At 61.4% G+C, this 20957-nt stretch carries 17 protein-coding genes; 8 read left to right on the top strand and 9 right to left on the bottom strand.

All coding sequences use genetic code 11. The features are described 5' to 3' along the window. The first annotated feature begins 292 nt into the window (after positions 1 to 292). Positions 293 to 877 carry a thylakoid membrane photosystem I accumulation factor gene (locus tag NW863_RS02615; RefSeq protein WP_414364197.1) on the top strand — a complete coding sequence of 195 codons (585 nt, stop codon included), beginning with the start codon at positions 293 to 295 and terminating at the stop codon, positions 875 to 877. Continuing rightward, positions 874 to 1158: a hypothetical protein gene (locus NW863_RS02610; protein ID WP_414364196.1), complete on the top strand. Its 285-nt coding sequence runs from the start codon at positions 874 to 876 to the stop codon at positions 1156 to 1158. Before NW863_RS02615 ends, NW863_RS02610 begins: the two co-directional genes overlap by 4 nt. Positions 1159 to 1316: 158 nt before the next feature. Here NW863_RS02610 and cbiB read toward each other — a convergent pair whose 3' ends face one another. Both cbiB and NW863_RS02600 read right to left on the bottom strand, forming a co-directional pair. Next, a complete protein-coding gene (gene cbiB, locus NW863_RS02605; protein ID WP_414364195.1) occupies positions 1317 to 2327 on the bottom strand; it encodes an adenosylcobinamide-phosphate synthase CbiB in 1011 nt (336 codons plus the stop codon). 22 nt (positions 2328 to 2349) lie between these two features. Beyond that, positions 2350 to 2814 carry an RrF2 family transcriptional regulator gene (locus NW863_RS02600; RefSeq protein WP_414364198.1) on the bottom strand — a complete coding sequence of 155 codons (465 nt, stop codon included), beginning with the start codon at positions 2812 to 2814 and terminating at the stop codon, positions 2350 to 2352. A 99-nt stretch (positions 2815 to 2913) separates the two neighbouring features. Between NW863_RS02600 and rsmI the strand changes: the two genes are divergently transcribed. Further along, positions 2914 to 3846 (top strand): 16S rRNA (cytidine(1402)-2'-O)-methyltransferase, encoded by a 933-nt coding sequence (gene rsmI, locus NW863_RS02595; RefSeq protein WP_414364194.1) that lies wholly within the window; start codon positions 2914 to 2916, stop codon positions 3844 to 3846. A 3-nt stretch (positions 3847 to 3849) separates the two neighbouring features. Further along, positions 3850 to 4563: a two-component system response regulator RppA gene (gene rppA, locus NW863_RS02590; protein WP_414364193.1), complete on the top strand. Its 714-nt coding sequence runs from the start codon at positions 3850 to 3852 to the stop codon at positions 4561 to 4563. Positions 4564 to 4613: 50 nt separating this feature from the next. Here rppA and atpD read toward each other — a convergent pair whose 3' ends face one another. Beyond that, positions 4614 to 6047 carry a F0F1 ATP synthase subunit beta gene (gene atpD, locus NW863_RS02585; protein ID WP_414364192.1) on the bottom strand — a complete coding sequence of 478 codons (1434 nt, stop codon included), beginning with the start codon at positions 6045 to 6047 and terminating at the stop codon, positions 4614 to 4616. A gap of 386 nt (positions 6048 to 6433) precedes the next feature. Further along, the gene (locus NW863_RS02580; protein ID WP_414364191.1) at positions 6434 to 6784 is read right to left on the bottom strand and encodes a gas vesicle protein GvpV; all 351 of its coding nucleotides are present in this window, start codon (positions 6782 to 6784) and stop codon (positions 6434 to 6436) included. Positions 6785 to 6947: 163 nt separating this feature from the next. Between NW863_RS02580 and NW863_RS02575 the strand changes: the two genes are divergently transcribed. Next, positions 6948 to 7442, top strand: a complete 495-nt coding sequence (locus tag NW863_RS02575) for a pentapeptide repeat-containing protein (protein WP_414364190.1) — start codon at positions 6948 to 6950, stop codon at positions 7440 to 7442. Between the two features lie 16 nt (positions 7443 to 7458). Here the strand turns inward: NW863_RS02575 and NW863_RS02570 are convergent, their stop codons facing one another. Beyond that, complete coding sequence (locus NW863_RS02570) at positions 7459 to 7761, bottom strand: hypothetical protein (RefSeq protein WP_414364189.1); 303 nt, start codon at positions 7759 to 7761, stop codon at positions 7459 to 7461. A gap of 195 nt (positions 7762 to 7956) precedes the next feature. On the opposite strand from NW863_RS02570, the gene NW863_RS02565 reads away from it, so the two are divergent. The 3 genes from NW863_RS02565 (at position 7957) to tenA (ending at position 10564) form a co-directional block, all read left to right on the top strand. Next, the gene (locus NW863_RS02565; protein ID WP_414364188.1) at positions 7957 to 8688 is read left to right on the top strand and encodes an aldehyde oxygenase (deformylating); all 732 of its coding nucleotides are present in this window, start codon (positions 7957 to 7959) and stop codon (positions 8686 to 8688) included. 127 nt (positions 8689 to 8815) lie between these two features. Beyond that, the gene (locus NW863_RS02560; RefSeq protein WP_414364186.1) at positions 8816 to 9841 is read left to right on the top strand and encodes a long-chain acyl-[acyl-carrier-protein] reductase; all 1026 of its coding nucleotides are present in this window, start codon (positions 8816 to 8818) and stop codon (positions 9839 to 9841) included. Positions 9842 to 9904: 63 nt separating this feature from the next. After that, complete coding sequence (gene tenA / locus NW863_RS02555; protein ID WP_414364185.1) at positions 9905 to 10564, top strand: thiaminase II; 660 nt, start codon at positions 9905 to 9907, stop codon at positions 10562 to 10564. 177 nt (positions 10565 to 10741) lie between these two features. Here the strand turns inward: tenA and NW863_RS02550 are convergent, their stop codons facing one another. The 4 genes from NW863_RS02550 to rpoB all read right to left on the bottom strand — a co-directional run bounded on the left by NW863_RS02550 (position 10742) and on the right by rpoB (position 20846). Then, positions 10742 to 11473 (bottom strand): uracil-DNA glycosylase, encoded by a 732-nt coding sequence (locus NW863_RS02550; RefSeq protein ID WP_414364184.1) that lies wholly within the window; start codon positions 11471 to 11473, stop codon positions 10742 to 10744. After that, positions 11454 to 15365: a DNA-directed RNA polymerase subunit beta' gene (locus tag NW863_RS02545; protein ID WP_414364183.1), complete on the bottom strand. Its 3912-nt coding sequence runs from the start codon at positions 15363 to 15365 to the stop codon at positions 11454 to 11456. The genes NW863_RS02550 and NW863_RS02545 overlap by 20 nt, the downstream gene beginning before the upstream one ends. Positions 15366 to 15454: 89 nt before the next feature. Continuing rightward, the gene (locus tag NW863_RS02540; RefSeq protein ID WP_414364182.1) at positions 15455 to 17338 is read right to left on the bottom strand and encodes a DNA-directed RNA polymerase subunit gamma; all 1884 of its coding nucleotides are present in this window, start codon (positions 17336 to 17338) and stop codon (positions 15455 to 15457) included. A gap of 106 nt (positions 17339 to 17444) precedes the next feature. Then, a complete protein-coding gene (gene rpoB, locus NW863_RS02535; protein ID WP_414364181.1) occupies positions 17445 to 20846 on the bottom strand; it encodes a DNA-directed RNA polymerase subunit beta in 3402 nt (1133 codons plus the stop codon). Positions 20847 to 20957: the final 111 nt, after the last annotated feature.

The raw sequence follows: 20957 nt of genomic DNA, 5'->3' as shown, positions 1-20957 counted from the left end.
GGCGCTATCCCTCCCCACCCGGGTGGGGAATCCCGCGCCTTACGTTAGATTCACTTGTTCTCCGCGGGGCTTCCCGCCGATTAAGCCAAAAGAATCGGCTGCTGACTTTCAGGCTGTCAAGCAGTGCCTCAGCCGTTTTCCCAAGGACTACATCCGGCTGGTGAGGGCAGATTCAGTGAAAAAACAACCGCGGATCGAGACCACTATCCAACGTTCATGAAGGGATCCCACCGCAAACTGGAAGGGGGAGCACGGCGCCAGAGCAAAATGGCACAATGAGGGAGCCCCCTCTTTGCCCAACAGTCCTCTCCAAATCATGCTGTGGCTGCGTCTTCTCCTGGTGGCTTTGTGCGTCGTGTTCATAGGCTGGTTGTCTCTGCCTGCCTATGCCCTCCTCAACGACGACCGCTACGACGGCAACATCTTTGCCCTCTACGGCTCCAACGGCGGCATGGTTCCGCCGCGCGTCTCCCTCAAGCAGGCGAAAGAACAAGGGATCCCGGCCCTCCTCGTTTACTACATTGACGACAGCAGCGACTGCAAAAAATACGCAGCCACCCTGGCCAACCTGCAAGTTCGCTATGGCCGGGCAGTCTATTTCATTCCCTATTCTGTTGATTCCCTCCTGCCTGGGGACGAGCGCGGCCAGTACTACAGCGGCCGAGTTCCCCAGACCCTCCTTTTTGACTCCCAGGGCAACCTCGTCTACCAATCCATTGGCAACCGCCCCATCACCGAAGTGGAAAACGCCATTCGCGCCCTCTTCCAGTTGGATCCTGTCCCCCCAGGGGTGATCAAAGCTAAGCCCTTCAACGAAATTCAGACCGGATTTTCCCGACCCCGTTCCCCTGCCCCCCCAGCCGAGGCACAGCCGTGACCGCCCCTCCCGATTCCCCGGATTTGCTTGAGGCTCTGCAAGCCAAGCTCGAGAGCTTGCAAGCACGGCTGGCCGATCTACGCGAGCTGGAGCGCCTGTCCCAGCTTTCCCCCGAACACTGGGCTGAAATTCAGGCGGAAGTTAGCCAATTGGAACAACGCCTGCAAGCCTACCTGTTGGAAGTGTTTAACCCCGTTCCCACCACCTTTTGGCAGGTGCTGCGTTTTGGCGGCCTCGGTCTGCTCCTTGGCATTGCTCTCCAGCGCTGGGTGCTGAGCTAGCACCCGTTAAGAAAGATCAAAAGTCTTGGATCCCGGAGCCCTTTCCCATGCGCCTGCGACGCCCTAGGCCCTTCAGCTCGAGTACGTCCGCAACTTGCCTGACGATATCCAAACCATCGTCAGCGAGCAAAACACCATCCTCAATCTCGGCGACTTTCTCAATACCACCAAATAATCGATACCGAAGTGGCCCCCAGCCCCTCTCCCAAGCTGAGAACTAGAGCTACGCCCACCATCCAACTTCCCCACACCCCCAGAACCTGCCGCAGCAGCCCCAGACTTTCCCGCACCACCTGGGGGCTCAAGGGACGGGCTGGGATCCCCACCTTGGGCTTCTCCTTCGGGATCCCGCGATAGCAATTAGTGCCTCCCAACTGGATCTGCAGCCGCCAGGCAAAGGCCGCCTCGCTCCACCCCGAATTGGGGCTGGGATCCGCCCGCCCGTCGCGGCGACACCGCTGCCAAAACCCCCAGGGATCCCCGCTGAGCAGGGCCAGGGTCAGCACCGTCAGCCGGCAGGGCAGCCAGGTCAGCACATCCTCACAGCGGGCCGGCACCGTGCCCAAGTAGGTGAAGGGGGCGTGGCGATAGCCCACCATCGAGTCGAGGGTGCTGCTGGCCTTGTAGGCCAAAGCCAAGGGCGCCCCTCCCAAAAAGGCATAGAACAAAGGGGCCGTCGCCCCGTCCGGGGTATTTTCCGCCACCGTCTCGATCACCGCCCGCAAAATCTCCGCCTCCGTCAGGTGCTCTGTATCCCGGCCCACGTAGCGGCTCAGCCGTTGGCGGGCCTGCGGCAGATCCCCCCTTTCCAAGGGATCCAACACCTCCAAGGCGGCAAAGCGCAGGCTGCGCCCCCCCAGGCAACTGGCCATTAGGATGGCGTGCATCAGGATCCCTGCCCAGGGATGGAGAGCCTGGGCAACGGCGATCAGCCCCCAACCTGCTGCGTAGGATCCCGCCAGCAGCGCCAGTGTCAGCATTGCTCCGCCCCACCGTTGTGCCTGTGGGGTCGAACAGTGCTTGAGGATACAGCCTTGTCCCCAGGCGATGACCGCCCCCATTACCCGCACCGGATGGGGCCACCCCCAGGGATCTGCCAACCAGTAATCCAGACCCAAAGCTGCCGCCAGCACCAGGGGAGCGGCCGGCTGACTCGGGAAAAACAGCAAGGTCTCCCTCCCGCAGGCGCGATCAGACCACAAACCCCCCCTCCTGACTTTGGGCTGCCTGCCAACTGCGGGCGTCGAAGTAGAGATCTTCCAGAGTTGTTTCCTCCAACACCTGCTCCACCCGCTGGGCAATCCGCCGCCAGAGGGCCTCCGTTACCCAGTCCAGCCCATCCGCAGAGCCTTCCTGCTGAGCCTCTGCCCTCTCAGAGCTGCCTGGGAGAGGATCCAGAGATTCTCCCACCGCTGCCAAAATGGCGCTGATCGGGATCCGCCGCGGTGCTCGTGCCAGCCGGTAGCCCCCCTGCGCCCCCCGCTGCGAACAGACCAAACCGGCCTGGCGCAGCTCGATCAACAGCTTTTCCAGATAGGGGGCCGGGATCCGCTGTCGCTCAGCAATGGCCCGCACCGAGGCCATCTGCCCCGCGCCGAGCATCGCCAGATCCAGCAAAGCCCGGATGCTATAGGTAGCTCGCGTGGTCAGGCGCACCCGCTTTCTCCCGCCAATCTTCCCCGATCCTGCCACAGGGATCCCGGCCAGAGCGGTTAACCTGGAAAGCGGTACCCGCTTAGCTCTGGCCTTATCGAGATGGAGCGCCCCACCGCCGGTCTCTACTTGGTGGCGACCCCCATCGGCAACCGCGAAGACATTACCCTGCGGGCGCTGCGGGTTTTGCGGGAGGTGGACTGGGTGGCAGCAGAAGACACCCGCCACTCCGGCCAGCTTCTTAAACACTTTCAGATCTCCGCCCGCCTCATCAGCTATCACGAGCACAACACAGCACAGCGGATCCCGCAAATCCTGAAGTATCTGGCAGCAGGGCAGTCGGTGGCTCTAATCAGCGATGCCGGCACACCCGCCATCTCCGATCCGGGTGAAGAACTGGTGCGCGCCTGCATCCAGGCCGGGATCCCCGTGATCCCGGTGCCTGGCCCGGTAGCGGCAGTGGCCGCCTTGGCTGCTTCTGGGCTGGCCACAGGGCGGTTTGTCTTCGAGGGTTTTTTGCCGCTCAAGACCAGCCAGCGGCAGGCCCGTCTGCAACAACTGGCCCAAGAAGAGCGCACCATCGTCCTCTACGAAGCCCCCCACCGCCTGCAGCAAACTCTGCAAGATCTCCTGGCTCACTGCGGCCCGGAGCGGCAGATCGTGCTGGCCCGTGAGCTGACTAAGCTGCACGAGTCCTTCTGGCGGGGATCCCTGGCCGCCGCTCTGGAGCACTGCGCCGCCCAGCCACCGCGGGGAGAGTTCACCCTTGTTCTAGAGGGGCGGCCTTCCCCTGAAAAAGATGCAGAAACCTCCCCTTCCGAAGCGGAAGTTCGCCAGGAGCTGGCCCGCCTGCTGGCCGAGGGCCTCTCCCGCTCCGCCGCCAGCCGGCAACTGGCCCAGCGCTTCCAGGGATCCCCCCTCTGGACGCGGCGCCGCCTTTATGATCTCTCTTTGCAACTGGAGCCGCTGCCCGGCTCGGATTGCTCCTCGGCAGTCGAGCTTTCTTCTGCAACCGACGACGAGACAGACTCCTAGAGCATGGCGCGCATCTTGTTGGTGGACGACGAAGTGGAGTTGGCCGATTCCCTGGCCCAGCACCTGCGGCGAGAGGGCCACAGCGTGGACGTGGCCTACGAGGGAAACAGTGCCTGGGAGCTGCTGCAGAAGCCCCCAGCTCCACCCTACGACCTACTGGTACTGGACTGGATGTTGCCGGGCCTGTCCGGCCTCTCCCTCTGCCAACAGGTGCGCCAAGTGGAAAGGACTGCGTCCCGCGCCACCCCCATTCTCTTCCTAACCGCCAGAGATACCCTCGACGACCGGGTGGAAGGGCTGGACGCCGGCGCCGACGACTACCTGGTCAAGCCCTTCGAGCTGCGGGAGCTGCTGGCGCGGGTGCGGGCCCTCTTGCGGCGGGCCGCCAGCCCCGGCGAAGGGATCCCTCGCCTGCAAATTGGGGATCTGGAGCTGGATCGGGAGAACCAAGTGGCCTACCGCCAGGGGCGGATGATCCACCTCTCCCAAAAGGAATTCCGCCTGCTGGAGTACTTCATGACCCACCCCGGCCAGTTGCTCACCCACGAGCAGATCTACGAGCGGGTGTGGGCCGGCGAGGATCCCCCCAGCAGCAACGTCCTGGCCGCCCAGGTGCGCCTGTTGCGGCGTCGCCTGCGCTTGCCCGGCTCCCCCGAGTTGATCCACGCCGTCTATGGCAAAGGCTACCGCTTCGGGCCCGTGGCCGAGGATCCCTAGCAGTCATCAACTCCCCTCTCCCGCCGGGAGCGGGGCTGGGGGTGAGGGCATTACTTAGACTTGAGCTTCTCCGCCTTCTCAATGGCCTCTTCGATAGTGCCCACCAGGTAAAAAGCCTGCTCCGGCAGATCGTCCAGTTCCCCCGACAAAATGCGCTGGAAGCCCTTGATGGTGTCCTCCAACTTCACGTACTTGCCGGGCGAGCCGGTGAAGACCTCCGCCACAAAGAAGGGCTGCGACAGGAAGCGCTCGATACGGCGGGCACGGGCCACCACCAGCTTGTCCTCTTCCGACAGCTCGTCCAACCCCAGAATGGCGATGATATCCTGCAGCTCTTTGTAGCGCTGCAGCGTTTGCTTCACCGCCTGGGCGGTGTTGTAGTGCTCCTCACCCACAATGTCTGCCTGCAAGATGGTGGAGGAAGAATCCAGAGGATCCACCGCCGGGTAGATGCCCTTGGCGGCCAAGCTGCGCGACAGCACCACTGTCGAATCCAGGTGGGCAAACGTCGTCGCCGGTGCCGGATCCGTCAAGTCGTCAGCAGGCACATACACCGCCTGCACCGAAGTGATGGATCCCTGCTTGGTAGAGGTGATGCGCTCTTGCAGGTTGCCCATTTCCGTAGCCAAGGTGGGCTGGTAGCCTACCGCTGAGGGCATGCGGCCCAACAGCGCCGACACTTCCGACCCGGCCTGCACAAAGCGAAAGATGTTGTCGATAAACAGCAGCACATCCTGCTTGTTGACGTCGCGGAAGTACTCCGCCATCGTCAGGGCAGTCAGGCCCACCCGCATACGGGCGCCCGGCGGCTCGTTCATCTGGCCGTACACCAGCGCCACCTTGTCCAGCACCCCCGATTCTTTCATCTCGTTGTAGAGGTCGTTCCCCTCGCGGGTGCGCTCTCCCACGCCTGCAAACACCGATAGGCCGGAGTGCTCCTCGGCGATGTTGTGGATCAGCTCCTGGATGAGCACTGTTTTGCCAACGCCAGCGCCGCCAAACAGGCCCACCTTGCCACCTCTCTTGAAGGGGGCCAGCAGGTCGATCACCTTGATGCCGGTTTCAAAGGGCTCCGGTTTGACGGTCAGCTCCACAAAGGGCGGCGCGCTGCGGTGGATAGGAGCAAACTCCTTGGCTTGCACCGGCTCACCTTGATCCACCGGCTCCCCCAGCACGTTGAAAATGCGACCCAGGGTAGCCTCGCCCACCGGCACGGTAATCGGGGCACCTGTATCCACCACTGGCATGCCCCGCACCAAGCCATCGGTAGAAGACATAGCCACAGCCCGCACGCGGTTATCCCCCAAAAGCTGCTGCACCTCAAAGGTGACTTTGACCTTCAGGCCGCTTTCGGTCGTCGCTTCCACCTTGAGAGCGTTGTAGATTTCAGGCAGCTTGCCGCTGGGAAACTCGGCGTCGATTACAGGCCCAATGACCTGAGTGATGTAGCCAACGTTGGTCGCAGTAGCGGTGGCAGTAACCATGGTCGAGGCTCAGCTCCTTGTGTGCTCAGTTGCAGTTATGGACTCAGCGATGCCGGATGGGAGTTGAAATCAACATCAGAATGGGCCATGAGTCAGCCTGGGCGGTTGGATCCCGGTAGCAAAAGCCAACGGGTCTGCCCCGGGACTTCGGTCTCACTGCTCGGTTCTTTTCTGCCCAAAGGTACCGCTTCCAGGCCCAGACAAAACCCTAGCTGATGTCTTAGGGGTTAGACTACTGGGTTTTTGAAGCGGCTGACTACCCATGCCGCCATACAAAAGCTACCACAAGGCCGTCCCAAAGGACAGGACGGGGATTTAAACCCAGTTTTTGGATCCATCGGCCTTCGGCAATGGCTTTGGCTTCCCCACCCAGTAGGGAACCTGGCTCAGTACTCAAAGGTCATCGGCGGGAAACGGGAGGAGGAGAAGCGGCCCGTGGCCGGTTCTGGAGCAGCGGCGGGATCCCGAAAGCGCTCTGCCTCCTGCTGAAAACGCTGTAGCGCTTGTTCGATTTCCCAGAGCCTTGCTTGAATCTGCCCTTGCCGTTCCTGAATGAACTCCAATTCCTGGTTGAGCCGCTGCTTTTCCACAGTGAGCTGCTGCATCTCGGCATAGAGAGCAGATTCGGTTTTGCGGCGAGGGATCGAGCGCAACTTTGGGCGGGGCCGGGAGCGGGGCACGCGGGGCAAGCTCATAACAGAACAGATGGGATCCAGAGAAAAGGGCGCTGCGCCCATCCTAGCGCGCTCTTGTAGGCCAGAGGGCCAGTGGCCTTGGCAGATATTCGGATCTAGAGACAGGAGCAAGGCATGGCCGATAGGCGCTGCCTGGAGGATTTGCGCCCTTGGCGGCAACCCTGTTCCTCGGTAGGATCCGACTTGTCTGGCATGGGGAAAAGCAATGGTCGAAACCGCAGCGGAACTGTTGCAGCGTTATGGCAGCGGTGAGCGGGACTTCAGCAACAGCCAATTGGCCGAAGCCGACCTGGCTGGTGCCGACTTGGCTGGGATCGACCTGGGCGGGGCAATCCTCCAGCAGGCCAAATTGGGCGCTGCCAACCTGGAGCGGGCCTACCTGGGCGGCGCCGACCTCAGCCAAGCCGACCTTCAGGGATCCAACCTGCGCCTGGCTAACCTGGAAAAAGCCAAGTTGCCGGGATCCCGATTGCAAGGGGCCAACCTGCGCGGCGCCAACCTGAGCGCAGCCGACCTGAGGGGTGCCGATCTCAGCCAGGCCGACCTGGCGGGGGCCAACCTCAGCGGCGCCAACCTAAAAGGGGCCAACCTCAGGGGCTGTAAACTTAAGCTGGCCAACCTGCGGGGAGCCTGTTATGACACAGCCACTCACCTAGAAGCAGATGTCGCCCCCGCCGAGTTGGGCATGGTTTCCGCCTAGCCTGCAGCTAGTTGTCCTAAGGCTCCAGATCCAAAATCTCCTGGATCTCGGCATCGGTATAGCCCACCGCCCGCAGCTTCTCCGCCACGGCCTCGATCTCCTGCGCCGACAGCGCGTGCTGGCGTACCCGATCCCAGAGATTGGCCACAATCTGGAGCAGCAAACCGCTGCTTTCCGCCTCAAACAGCTCAAAAGCCGTTGCCAACTCGATAACCTGCAACACCTCCTCGGCGCTGCCAATTGGCTGATCGAGAGATTGTTCCTCCAGATCCACCAGCAACTGGCGCAATTGATTCAGGCCCTCCCCAAGAGCAGACATACCCCAGGCTCCTCAACGGCACCTGAGCACTCACCCTAACAGGCTTGCCTGCCTGGGCAAAAGGGATCCGATGAATTCCGCGCCACCTAAGGCTATTCTGAGTAGAGGAACAATTGAGTGGCAAGCGCCAGGATTGTTGAAGGGCCGGCGAAGCGGTTCACAACAATCTACAACGACAAAAGGAGATGCACGAGTATGGCCCCAGCGAACGTCCTGCCCAACACCCCTCCCTCCCCCGCTGATGGGGGCGGTACTGCCCTAGACTACAGCAGCCCAGGGTATCGGCAGGCCTACTCCCGCATCAACGGTATTGTTATCGAAGGGGAACAAGAAGCCCACGACAACTACCTCAAGCTGGCCGAAATGCTGCCGGAAGCTGCAGAGGAGCTGCGCAAGCTGGCCAAGATGGAATTGCGCCACATGAAGGGCTTCCAGGCCTGCGGCAAAAACCTGCAGGTGGAACCCGATGTGGAGTTTGCCCGCGCCTTTTTCGCGCCTTTGCGGGACAATTTCCAAAGTGCCGCAGCGGCAAGGAACCTGGTCTCCTGTTTTGTCATTCAGTCTTTGATCATCGAGTGCTTTGCCATCGCTGCCTACAACATCTACATCCCGGTCGCCGATGACTTTGCCCGCAAGATTACCGAGGGGGTAGTTAAGGACGAGTATCTGCACCTCAATTTTGGGGAGCGCTGGCTGGGCGAACACTTTGCCGAGGTCAAAGCCCAGATCGAAGCGGCCAACGCCCAAAATCTGCCTCTAGTCTGGCAGATGCTGCAGCAGGTAGAGGCGGATGTGGAAGCCATTTACATGGATCGCGAGGCCATTGTAGAAGATTTCATGATCGCCTACGGCGAGGCCCTGGCCAACATCGGTTTCAACACTCGCGAGGTGATGCGCCTCTCGGCCCAGGGTTTGCGGGCTGCCTGACCCACCTCAACTCTGCCTGCCGATTGGTTTTCCGGCCTGGCTGGAACGTTCCCTACCCTTCCTGGGTGCGGACATGTTTTGATGGGATCCGGATGGAGCTCATAAGTATTGAAGTGAGTGAGCATCTATGTTCGGCCTGATCGGGCACCTGACCAGCCTGGCCCACGCAAAACGGGTGGCAGATAAGCTGGGGTATTCCGAATATGCGGAGAGCGACCTGGAATTTTGGTGCATGGCTCCGCCTCAGGTGGTGGACGAGATCGTGGTGACCAGCATCACAGGCCAAAAAATCTATGGCCAGTACGTCGAATCCTGTTTCCTGCCGGAAATGTTGGCGGGGGGACGGGTAAAAGCGGCCTGTCGCAAGATTTTGAATGCGATGGCCTTGGCGCAGCGGCGCGGCTTGAACATCACCACCCTGGGAGGATTTAGCAGCATTATTTTCGAGAATTTTCGCCTTGACACCCTCCGGCGGGTGCGCAACATCGACCTGGAAATTCGGCGTTTTACCACCGGCAACACCCACACAGCCTATATTATCTGTCAGCAATTGCAGGCAGCGGCCCAGCGCTACGCCATGGATTTGGCAGCCGCCACAGTTGCCGTGGTGGGGGCCACCGGCGATATCGGTAGTGCCATCTGCCAGTGGTTGGTAGCCCACACTTCCCCGGCCAAATTGCTGTTGATAGCCCGCGAGCGGCGACGCCTGGAAGAGCTGCAGGCCAAACTTAAAAAAGGGGAAATCTCTTCCTTGGAAGAGGCCTTGCCCCGCGCCGATTTCATCGTCTGGGTGGCCAGCATGAGCCAAGGGGTGGCCCTCGATCCTCAGGTGTTGCCGGATCCCTGCGTGATCATCGACGGTGGCTACCCGAAAAACATCGCCTCCAAGTTGCAGCGCAAGGGGCTGTACGTGATCGACGGCGGCATGGTGGAACACTCTCTCGATATCGAGTGGAATATTATGCAGTTTTTGAATGTGGCCAACCCGGCCCGCCAGCTCTTTGCCTGCTTTGCCGAGGCGATGCTCCTGGAGTTCGAGGGCCTACACACCAATTTCAGTTGGGGCCGCAACTTGATTACCCTAGAAAAACTGGATTTAATCGGGCAACTGTCTCGCAAGCATGGCTTCCGCCCCCTCATGCCCGAAGCCTAGCTCCAGCTAGGCCGACCCTCTGAAAAGCGGTAGGAAAATAGACAACGCTGCGAGAGAGCCACCATGTCCCAATCCTTTACCACCCACCTCTGGCAGACAATCGAGCCTATCTACCAACAGATCTTGGATCACCCCTTTAACCAAGAGCTGGCGGCAGGCAGCCTCTCGCGGCAGCGCTTCCAGTTCTACCTGCAGCAAGATGCTCTTTATCTCACCGATTTTGCCCGCGCCCTCGCCTTGATCGGGGCTCGTTCTGAAGGGGCTGAGCGGGTGGTGAGTTTCTTGAACTTTGCCCTGGGGGCCATTGTGGCCGAACGCAGCCTGCACGAGAGTTACTTTCGCCTCTACAACATCCAGCCGGAGACAACCTACGCTCCTGCCTGCTTCGCCTACACCCGTTTTCTATTGGCCTCGGCTGCCTTGGATCCCTACGAGGTGGCCATGGCCGCCGTGCTGCCCTGCTTCTGGATTTACCGTGAGGTGGGATCCGCCATTTACCGCACCGCCAAGCCCAACAATCCTTACCAACAATGGATCGACACCTACGCGGGGGAAGAATTTGCCCAGGTGGTGCAACAGGCCCTTGCCATCACCGACTCCTTGGCTGCGCAGACCACAGCGGCGATGCGGGAAAAGATGACCGCCGCTTTTGTAGCCGCCTCCCGCCTGGAATGGCTGTTTTGGGACAGCGCCTACCGCCTGGAAACCTGGCAGCCGGCTTGATCCCTGCCGGGCCCGGCGGCTCAGCAAGGTAGTCGCTGCCATTGCAAGTGGCTATGGAACAGCCCCTCCGTTGATCTCCAGCTCCCCTCTCCCCTTGGGGCAGAGGGGTTGGGGATGAGGGGCAGCAACGACTACACAGCCTTTGGCCAAACGTCCGGCCACTGCAGAATCTTCAGCTCAAAACTCGATCAGGGGGGTGGATGGCGGAGATGGAGACAACAACTGCAGCGCCCGCTCAAAGACGGCGTCCAGCATCGCCTCTGTCAGCCGCTGGGTGGCCGTGTTGCGCCGGCTGGGGTGGTAAGACGTCAGCAAATAGCGACCCTCTCCCAAAGGAACAACGCAGTTGTGGCCAAAGCGGGGGCGGGGCCTGAGAGGCGGCAAGAGCGCCAAGGTGTAGCGAAAGGCAAAATGGCCTAACGCTAAGATCACCCGTACCTGGGCCAGCAACTCCAACTCGCGCTTTAAGTAGCTCAAGCAGGCTTTGGCTTCTGGGGCGCTGGGGCGGTTGTCTGGCGGCGCGCAGCGCACCACGGCTGAGATGTAGCAATCCCGCAATTGCAGTCCATCCTCCCGGTGCAGGGAGATGGGTTGATTGGCAAAACCGGCCCGGTACAGAGCGCGAAATAGCCAATCCCCGCTGGGATCCCCGGTAAACACCCGGCCTGTACGGTTGCCCCCATGGGCGGCTGGCGCCAAGCCGATCACCCACAGCCGCGCCTGCGGATCCCCAAACCCCGGCACCGCTCGGCCCCAGTAGGTCTGCTCCCGAAAACGGGCCACCTTTCGCTGGGCAACCCCTTCTCGCCAAGCCACCAGGCGGGGGCAGCGGCAGCAAGCAGCGATCTCAGCCTGTAGGGCCGCCCAGGACTGGGGATCCGTCAACGCCTCACTCTTCTTCTCCCTCATCCTCCACTGGCTCGTCGAAGGCAGGGGTGGAGTCGTCAATGAGCTGGTCGTCCTCCAAGATCAGGCGGGGCGGCAGCTCTGGCAGCACGACAGGCTCCTCCTCTTCCTCGGGCTCCGGTTCTGGCGCCGTTTCCTCGTAGGTGCTGAAGCCGGTGCCCGCCGGGATCAAGCGCCCGATGATCACGTTCTCCTTCAAACCCCGCAGCCAGTCGGACTTGCCTTCGATGGCCGCCTCCGTCAGCACCCGCGTGGTCTCCTGGAAGCTGGCCGCCGAGATGAAGCTGTCGGTGTTCAAGCTGGCCTTGGTGATCCCCAGCAGAACGGGCGTGTACTTAGCCGGCGCCCCGCCGGTGATGGCCATGGTGGCGTTGGTCTGCTGGATTTCCCGCAACTCCACCAGCTCGCCCGGCAACAGGACGGTGTCGCCGCTGTCGTCCACCCGCACCTTGGAGGTCATCTGGCGCACCACAATCTCGATGTGCTTGTCGGCGATCTCCACCCCTTGCGAGCGATAGACGTTCTGTACCTCGTTGACCAGGAAGCGCTGCACCTCCCGCAAGGCCAGCCGTGCGGCTTGGTCGTCGCCCAAGGTTTGGCGATGGTACTCGAAGTAGATCTCCAAGAGGTCGTGGGGGTTGGCCGGGCCGTCGGTCAGCGGATCCCCCACCTGTACCGGCTGGCCATCGACCACAATCAGGTTTTGCCCCGGCAACACCGAGTATTCCGTAACCGTGCCATCCGCTTCGATGACCCGCAGATCCGGCTCTTCTCCCCGCCAGCTCAATTGCACCGTGCCGGGCCGCTTGGCCAAAACACACATTTCCTTGGGTTTGCGGGCCTCCAACAGCTCCTCAATCCGCGGCAGACCCTGGATGATGTCTCCCGTCTTGGCCCGCTCAAACACCAAGAGAGCCAGGGCATCCCCCCGCTGCACCAGATCCCCATCTCGCACCTGCAGAATGGCACCTGCCGATACCAAATAGGGCCGCGCCAACCGCAACACCACTTGGTCATCGGCAATCTGCATCACTTGCCCCGACTCAGGAGCAGGGATCCCCGGCGCCAGCTCATCGCCGGCCCGCACCAGCGCTCCCCCCTCGACGCTGGCTTGGCCCGTCAGAGGCACCGTCAGCAGGTCGTCGTCGGTAACCACCAGAACCCGTCGCACCACTTCCGCGCCCTGGCGGATCCCTTGCACGATCCCGGCTTTTTTGGCCTGAATCTCGGTGCGGGCAATAACACCTCCCCTGCCGATACTGTCTCCTTCACTCACCAACAGCCGCGTGTGGGTACTCCCCTGGGTGAGATCTGCCTCCACGTCGCGGCGCAGCAGCAGGGTTTCCAGGATCACCAGTTGCAGGCGACGGATACTGGGATCCCTCTCATCTTGGATCAGCTCAATATCGGCCTTCAGTTGCGGGGCGTCGGTATCGATCTCCAGCACCAGTTGTGTGCGCAGCAGTTCTACCGGCCCCACCGACTTCACCCGCTCCCCATCCTTGAAGGGAACGCGCTGCACCGCCCGCAGGCGAATGGAGCGGCCAGACTCGCTGGTAGACTCTTGGCTGGGCACCAACGGGCGGTCGGGAATCTCGTACTCCTGCACTGGGCGCAGTAGCAGACCTGGCCCTTCAGGAGTCTCCACCTGCTCCAGATAGACCAACCGGTCAGGGACGATGCTGCTGAGCAGCTTCTGGCCTGGCTGGATTAGCGTGCCGGTGGGTATTTCCAAGTCGGCGGGGTCATCCACTAGATGCAAGGAGCCGGGCTTAATGATGATCTCCCGCAGGATGTCATTTTTCTGGATAACTTCGACAACGCCGGCATTTTGGCAGAAGATGTCCTTCACCACCTCGGTGCCGGCTTCTACGTACTGGCCATCTTCCACATTTAAGAGGGAGATGTCCTTGTTCACCTCGTGAGTCTCCTCCGGGATCCACAGCAGGGTGCCGCCCCGGATCACCTCGTAGCCCTGCTTCGCCTTGCCCCGCCGTGCCACCTCGACACCGGCAAACTTCACCAGGCCACCCGTCTGGGTGCGGAAATGGTTCTCGATCAGCTCCGCCACCACCTCGTCGTTACCCACCTTGGTACCTGGCGTAGCCTTGAGGACAAAGGTTTGCCCGCTGGCCGTATCCAGCAAAAATTGCTCCCGGCCCTGGTGGGATTCCACCCGCACCCGCGCTTCATGCAACACCACTGCGGCGTTGATGATCTCCACCTCGCGCCCGCTCTTGCTGTCGCTGCGCTCCGGTAGCCGCACAATGCCACCGTGCTCGGTTACCAGCGAGGTCTCAGCGATCACATCCCCCGCCTGCACCCGATCCCCGTTTTTCACCACCGGCTCGGCCCCTGGCGGCAGGTTGTACACCTGGCCGGACATCACCCAGATCAACCCTTGCCGCTGCGCGGTGTAGGTGGTGTTGCCCTGGCGGTCGGTTTTCTCCTCGATGGGCAGATCGGCAAAGCGGATTTCCCCCGCTAAGTCGGCCACCACCTCCTTCTGGGCTTTCTCGGTGCTCTTGCGTACGGCCTTGGCCAACGCCACTTCCGCAATCAACTGATCCCGCTGCACCTGGGCCCCGTCCCGCACCAGCAGGGTGGATCCCTGAGTCAGGTCGAAGACTTCCCGTCGCCCCTCCGGCCCTTCCAGGACAATTTGGTTGTTCACCTCCACCTGCAGGGCATCGTCGCCGTGGCGGGTGCGGAAGGGGCGGGTGCGCAGGTTTTTCGGGAACCGCACCACGCCGGCGAAGGGGGCGCGAATTTGGCGGGCCACCTCCCCGGTAAATACACCTCCCGTGTGGAAGGTGCGCATGGTCAACTGGGTGCCCGGCTCCCCAATCGATTGGGCGGCGATGATCCCGACCGCCTCTCCGAGATCCACCAGACGGGAGTGGGCCAGGCTCCAGCCGTAACACATGCGGCACACCGAGCGGTTGGCCTCACAGGTGAGGGGAGAACGCACCATCACCTGCCGGATGCCCGCCTCCACGATGGCTTTGGCCAAGTCGTGATCTACCTCTTGGTTGCGACGGGCAATGATCTCCTGGGTTTGCGGGTGTACTACATCACGAGCCAGCACCCGGCCCACCAGGCGCTCCTCCAGCGACACCACCACCTTGTCCCCATCCATCAGGGGTTCCAGCAGGATCCCTTGGTCGGTGCCGCAGTCGGATTCCCGCACGATGACATCTTGAGACACGTCCACCAGGCGGCGGGTCAGGTAGCCGGAGTCGGCAGTGCGCAAAGCCGTGTCCACCAAACCTTTGCGGGCCCCATAGGAAGAGATGATGTATTCGGTAACGGTCAGGCCCTCGCGGAAATTGGTTTTAATCGGCAAGTCGATGATCTCCCCTTGCGGGTTGGCCATCAGGCCGCGCATGCCCACCAACTGCCGCACCTGCGAGACGTTCCCCCTTGCCCCCGAGTTGGCCATCATGTATACGGAGTTGAGGGGATCGTTCTGGCGGAAGTTGCTGAGCATCTCCTCCTTGATTTGGTCGTTGGTCTGGTTCCAGGTGTCAATCACCTTCTGGTAGCGCTCCACCTCTGTGATCTCGCCGCGGGTGTAGCGCTCCGTGGCTGCCTCGATCTCCGCTTCCGCCTGGGCCAACAACTGCCGCTTGCTGGGCGGAATGCGCAGATCCTCGATGCTGATGGAAACGGCAGCCTGGGTGGCGTATTTGAAGCCCATGGCCTTCAGGGCATCCGCCATTTGGGCAGTGCGGGCAGTGCCGTAGCGGGCAAATGACCAGGCAATCAGGTTGCGCAGCTCTTTTTTGCCGATTTGATAGTTGCGGAAGGGTACAGGGGGCGGCGGAGTCTCGGCTTTGGCGCCGTCAGCGGCCTGCCGGATTAAACCGGCGGAAAAGCGTCCTTTTTCGCTCATAATGCCTCAGTGATAACTCTGACAGTTCTGGACAAGGGGGTAGGGATCCTAGCTGCCTATCGACAAGGGCAACGTCCATAGGGGCAGCTTCAAGCAGACAAAATATCTTGCACCGTTTTGTTGAAGATGATCCGGCCCGCCGTGGTGCGAATGTATTGGCTGATCACGTTGCCGTCTTGATCCTCGCGGATGCGGCGGTAGTTGGTGATCTTGAGGCGGGTGCCGCCCGGCTCCTCGATAATCTGGGGCTCCGACTCTTTTTCCTCCTTGCCCAACTCCATCGGGCCGCTGTAGCGCACCCAGATTTTGCTGTGCAGGCCGATGACGCCGCGGTCGTAGGCGATGAGGGCGTCCTCCAGGCTGGCAAAATAACGATCGCCAAGGTCGGGGGCGTGGGGATTGTCCGCCGTCAGATAGTAGCACCCCAAAACCATGTCTTGGCTGGGGGTGATAATTGGAGCGCCGGTGGCCGGAGAGAGGATGTTGTTGGTGGCCAACATCAGCAAGCGCGCTTCTGCCTGGGCTTCCAACGACAGGGGCACGTGCACGGCCATCTGGTCGCCATCGAAGTCGGCGTTGAAGGCCGGGCAGACCAAGGGGTGGAGCTGAATCGCCCTCCCCTCCACCAGGATTGGTTCAAAAGCTTGGATCCCGAGGCGGTGCAACGTTGGAGCACGGTTGAGCAAAACTGGGTGGCCGTCGATTACGTCCTCCAGCACGTCCCAAACCTGCGGGTCGTTGCTCTGGATCAGCTTTTTGGCGGCTTTGATGTTGTTGACGATGCCCCGCTTGATCAACTTGTGGATCACAAAGGGCTGAAACAGCTCGATGGCCATCTCTTTGGGCAAGCCACACTGGTGCATGCGCAGGTTGGGCCCTACCACGATTACCGAACGCCCAGAGTAGTCCACCCGCTTGCCGAGCAGGTTTTGCCGGAAACGCCCCTGCTTGCCCTCGATGATATCGGAGAGGGACTTGAGAGGACGGTTGTTGGCCCCCACCACCATGCGCCCCCGCCGACCGTTGTCGATCAGGGCGTCCACCGCCTCCTGCAGCATACGCTTCTCGTTGCGCACGATGATCTCCGGCGCCATGATCTCCTGCAGCCGCGCCAAGCGGTTGTTGCGGTTAATCACGCGGCGGTAGAGATCGTTGAGGTCACTGGTGGCAAAGCGGCCTCCATCCAACTGCACCATCGGGCGCAGATCCGGCGGGATCACCGGCAACACCCGCAGCACCATCCACTCTGGCCGGGCTCCCGTGGCGATGAAGTTGTCGATCACCCGCAGCCGCTTGATTAGGCGCGCCCGCTTTTGGCCGCGGGCGCTGGCGATCTCCTCCCGCAACTGCTCCGCCTCTTTTTCCAGGTCAATATCCTTGAGCAGGCGTTCGATCGCCTCCGCCCCAATCATGGCCCAGTTCTCCGGCAGTTGCAGCTCGGATCCCTCCTCGTACATCTGATCCTCGATCTCGAGGTATTGATCCTCGGTCAGCAACTGCTTGTAGGAGAGGTTGGGAGCGTTGCCCGGATCCACCACTACGTAGGCGTTAAAGTACACCACCTGCTCCACGTCCCGCAGCGGCATGTCCAGCAGGGTAGCGATGTGGCTAGGGATCCCTTTCAGGTACCAAACGTGGGTGACCGGGGCAGCCAACTTGATGTAGCCCATGCGGTGACGGCGCACCCGCGACTCGGTTACCTCCACTCCACAGCGCTCGCAAACAATGCCGCGGTGCCGCACGCGCTTGTACTTGCCACAGTGGCACTCCCAGTCCTTAACTGGCCCAAAGATGCGCTCACAAAAGAGGCCATCCATCTCCGGCTTGAGGGTCCGGTAGTTGATGGTCTCTGGCTTGGTGACTTCTCCCACCACTTGGCCGTTAGGCAGGGTGCGCTGGCCCCACTCCATAATCCGCTCCGGAGAAGCCAGCCCAATCTTGACATAGTCAAAGCGCTGATCTGTTCTGGCCATTGCCATTTCTCCTAACTTGCTGCCCTAGCACCTACAAAGCAAGGGAAGAGGAACTACACCCCCCCTCTCCTGAGCCGAATGGGATCCCAGCCGTCCCCAGCATCAATCAAAAATCGTCCTCCTCCTCCCTGTCTTCGTCTTCCTCGCGGCTGCGGCCGGCTAAGGTAAAGGTTCCTCCTGCCCCTGGAGAAAGATCCTCGGATGTAACGGATTCATAAGTGGGCCGCGAGGGGGTGTGGCGGTTGGAGACATCGGCCATCAGATCCACCTCCACATCGCGGGTCTGGCCATCGCTGTCTACCTCCACCTTATGGACAGACACATCCAGGCAGAGAGACTGCAGCTCCCGCACCAACACCTTGAAGGATTCCGGCGTGCCGGGTCGAGGGATGGGCTTGCCCTTGACAATGGCGTTGAGGGCCTCGTTGCGCCCCACCATATCGTCCGACTTGACGGTGAGCAGCTCCTGCAAAATGTAGGCCGCCCCAAACGCCTCCAGAGCCCACACCTCCATCTCGCCAAAGCGCTGGCCACCCTGCTGCGCCTTGCCCCCCAGGGGCTGCTGGGTTACCAGCGAGTAGGGGCCAGTAGAGCGGGCGTGGATCTTGTCGTCCACCAAGTGCACCAGCTTCAGCATGTAGGCACGGCCCACCGTAACCGGCTGGTCGAAAGGCTCACCCGTGCGGCCGTCAAACACCTGAACTTTGCCACAGTACTTGCCTTCAGGGTTGAAGATCCAGTCCTTGCCAGTCTTCTCGCGCGCCTCCCGCAACTTGGCCTCCACTGTCAGCCGGGAAGCCTCCAAGCCGTGCATTTCATCGAAGGGCATTAGCTTAAAGCGTACCCCTAGGTGCTCTGCTGCCCAGCCCAGTAGGCACTCATACACTTGGCCCACGTTCATGCGGGAGGGCACCCCTAGGGGGTTGAGCACCACATCCACTGGGGTGCCATCTGGCAGGTAGGGCATGTCTTCAATCGGCAAGATGCGGGAGATGATGCCCTTGTTGCCGTGGCGGCCCGCGATCTTGTCCCCCACCTGGATCTTGCGCTTGAGGGCGATGTAAACCCGCACCACCATGTTGGCACCTGGCGGCAGCTCGTCCCCCTGCTCGCGGGTGAAGATGCGCACATCCACCACCCGCCCGCGCTCGCCGTTGGGCACCCGCAGCGAGTTGTCCCGCACGTCGCGGGCTTTCTCGCCGAAAATGGCCCGCAACAGCCGCTCCTCCGGCGGTTGATCCGATTCCCCTTTGGGAGTGACCTTGCCCACCAAAATATCGCCGGCTTCCACCCAAGCCCCAATGCGCACAATGCCGTTCTCGTCCAGGTTGCGCAGGGCATCTTCCCCCACGTTGGGAATCTCGCGAGTGATCTCTTCCGGCCCTAGCTTGGTCTGCCGGGCTTCGATCTCGTACTTCTCGATGTGTACCGAGGTGAAGACGTCGTCGTAGACCAGCCGCTCGCTGATCAGGATGGCATCTTCGTAGTTGTAGCCCTCCCAAGGCATGTAGGCCACCAACACGTTTTGGCCCAAGGCCAGTTCGCCCCCCTCGGTAGCCGGACCGTCCGCCAGCACCTGCCCGGGCACCACCCGATCCCCCGCGTAGACAAGAGGGCGCTGGTTGAGACAGGTATCTTGGTTGGAGCGCTGGTACTTCTGCAAACGGTAAACAATCGGATCCCCGCCGTCGTCTGGCCGCACCACGATTTCGTCGGCAGAAACATAGGTCACCACGCCACTGGTGCGCGACACCACCACCATGCCAGAGTCCCGCGCCGCCTGGGCTTCCAGGCCAGTGCCCACGTAAGGCCGATCCGGCTTCAGCAGAGGCACTGCCTGCCGCTGCATATTCGCCCCCATGAGGGCGCGGTTGGCGTCGTCGTGCTCCAAAAAGGGGATCAAGGAGGTGGCCACCGAGATGACCTGCACCGGAGCCACCTGCACGTAATGCACCTCGCTGGGGTGAGCGGTGGTAAATTCCTGGCGGTAGCGCACCGGCACCAGATCGACGGTGATGCGGCCCTCGGCATCTACCGGCACGTCCCCCGGCGCCACGCGATATTCGTCCTCTTCGTCGGCGGTAAGGTAGACCATCCCCAGATCCTTGCGCACCACGCCGTTCTCAACGCGGTAGTAGGGGCTTTCGATAAAGCCGTACTGGTTGACGCGGGCGTGGGTGGCCAGGGATCCAATCAGCCCGGCGTTGGGGCCTTCGGGAGTTTCGATGGGGCAGATGCGTCCGTAGTGGCTGGGGTGGATATCCCGCACGGCAAAGCCGGCCCGCTCCCGGCTCAGGCCACCGGGGCCTAAGGCCGACAGCCGCCGCTTGTGGGTCAGCTCCGCCAGCGGGTTGGTCTGATCCATGAACTGGGAGAGCTGGCTGGAGCCGAAAAACTCCTTGATGGCCGCCACCAAGGGCTTGGGGTTGACCAGCGAGGCTGGGGTGAGGTTCTCTGACTCGGAGACCGTCATGCGCTCGCGGATGATCCGCTCCAGGCGGTTGAGGCCCACCCGTACTTGGTTTTGCAAGAGCTCGCCCACCGAGCGCACGCGGCGGTTGCCCAGGTGGTCGATGTCGTCCACATGGCCGATGTCGTACTCCAAGTTAATCAGGTAGTCGATGACGGCCAAGATGTCCGTGACGGTGAGCACCCGCACATTTTCCGCCACGTTGAGATTGAGCTTTTTGTTCAGCTTGTAACGCCCTACTCGGCCCAGGTCGTAGCGCTTGGGATCGAAGAAGCGGGATTCCAACAACTGCTGCCCACCGGACACAGTGGGAGGCTCGCCGGGCCGCAGCTTGCGGTACAGCTCCATCAGGGCTTCTTCTTCGCTGTAGTGCCCCTCTTTTTCCATGGTTTTTTGGAAAAATTCGGGGTGGCGCAGGCTGTCGTAGATCTCCGAGTCGCTCAGGCCCAAAGCCTTGAGCAGAACTGCCGCCGAGAGCTTGCGGGTTTTGTCAATGCGCACCCACACCAGGCCGTTTTTGTCGGTCTCAAACTTCAGCCAGGCGCCCCGGTTGGGAATCAGGCTGGCGCTGTAGGTGCGGCGACCGTTTTTGTCCAGTTCCGACTTGTAGTAGACGCCGGGGCTGCGCACGATCTGGTTGACGATCACCCGCTCGGCGCCGTTGATGATAAAGGTACCCCGATCCGTCATCAAAGGCAGCTCGCCGATGAAGACGTCCATGTCCTTGATCTCGCCCGTCTCTTTGTTAATCAGGCGAGTGGGCACCCGGATTTGCGCTTGGTAGGTAGCATCCCGTCGCTTAGCTTCCTCCGGGTCGTAGCGCGGTTTGTTGATTTTATACCCTTTGGAGGGATCCCCAGGGCGGTACTCCGGCAGAAAGTGCAGTTCCAGCTTGCCCGTGTAATCGACGATAGGGGAAAAGCTGAGGAGCTCCTCTTCAAACCCTTCTCGCAAAAACCACAAGAAACTCTCCCGCTGAATCTCTACCAGGTCAGGCAAGGTAGAAGCGGCAGGGGATGGCACTGCTAATTGTGTCATGCGTTGCTCGGCAGGGGTTGCGCTGCAGTCAGGCCTCTAATTATAGAAACCCTGCCAACGATCGTCAACGAACGTTACAAGGGCTGGAGATGGCCGGCTCCCTCGAGTGCC

Origin of the sequence: Synechococcus sp. B60.1 (genome assembly GCF_047462555.1) — a bacterium.
Taxonomy (GTDB): domain Bacteria; phylum Cyanobacteriota; class Cyanobacteriia; order Thermostichales; family Thermostichaceae; genus Thermostichus.
The sequence above is the reverse complement of the archived record's forward strand: the minus strand, read 5'-3'. Positions and strand labels throughout refer to the sequence as shown.

Coding starts and splice junctions, on each gene's coding strand:
- NW863_RS02560 (WP_414364186.1), top strand. CDS start 8,816: ATGTTCGGCCTGATCGGGCACCTGACCAGCCTGGCCCACGCAAAACGG.
- rsmI (WP_414364194.1), top strand. CDS start 2,914: ATGGAGCGCCCCACCGCCGGTCTCTACTTGGTGGCGACCCCCATCGGC.
- NW863_RS02570 (WP_414364189.1), bottom strand. CDS start 7,761: ATGTCTGCTCTTGGGGAGGGCCTGAATCAATTGCGCCAGTTGCTGGTG.
- NW863_RS02565 (WP_414364188.1), top strand. CDS start 7,957: ATGGCCCCAGCGAACGTCCTGCCCAACACCCCTCCCTCCCCCGCTGAT.
- NW863_RS02575 (WP_414364190.1), top strand. CDS start 6,948: ATGGTCGAAACCGCAGCGGAACTGTTGCAGCGTTATGGCAGCGGTGAG.
- NW863_RS02580 (WP_414364191.1), bottom strand. CDS start 6,784: ATGGGCGCAGCGCCCTTTTCTCTGGATCCCATCTGTTCTGTTATGAGC.
- rpoB (WP_414364181.1), bottom strand. CDS start 20,846: ATGACACAATTAGCAGTGCCATCCCCTGCCGCTTCTACCTTGCCTGAC.
- tenA (WP_414364185.1), top strand. CDS start 9,905: ATGTCCCAATCCTTTACCACCCACCTCTGGCAGACAATCGAGCCTATC.
- NW863_RS02545 (WP_414364183.1), bottom strand. CDS start 15,365: ATGAGCGAAAAAGGACGCTTTTCCGCCGGTTTAATCCGGCAGGCCGCT.
- rppA (WP_414364193.1), top strand. CDS start 3,850: ATGGCGCGCATCTTGTTGGTGGACGACGAAGTGGAGTTGGCCGATTCC.
- NW863_RS02550 (WP_414364184.1), bottom strand. CDS start 11,473: ATGAGGGAGAAGAAGAGTGAGGCGTTGACGGATCCCCAGTCCTGGGCG.
- NW863_RS02540 (WP_414364182.1), bottom strand. CDS start 17,338: ATGGCCAGAACAGATCAGCGCTTTGACTATGTCAAGATTGGGCTGGCT.
- atpD (WP_414364192.1), bottom strand. CDS start 6,047: ATGGTTACTGCCACCGCTACTGCGACCAACGTTGGCTACATCACTCAG.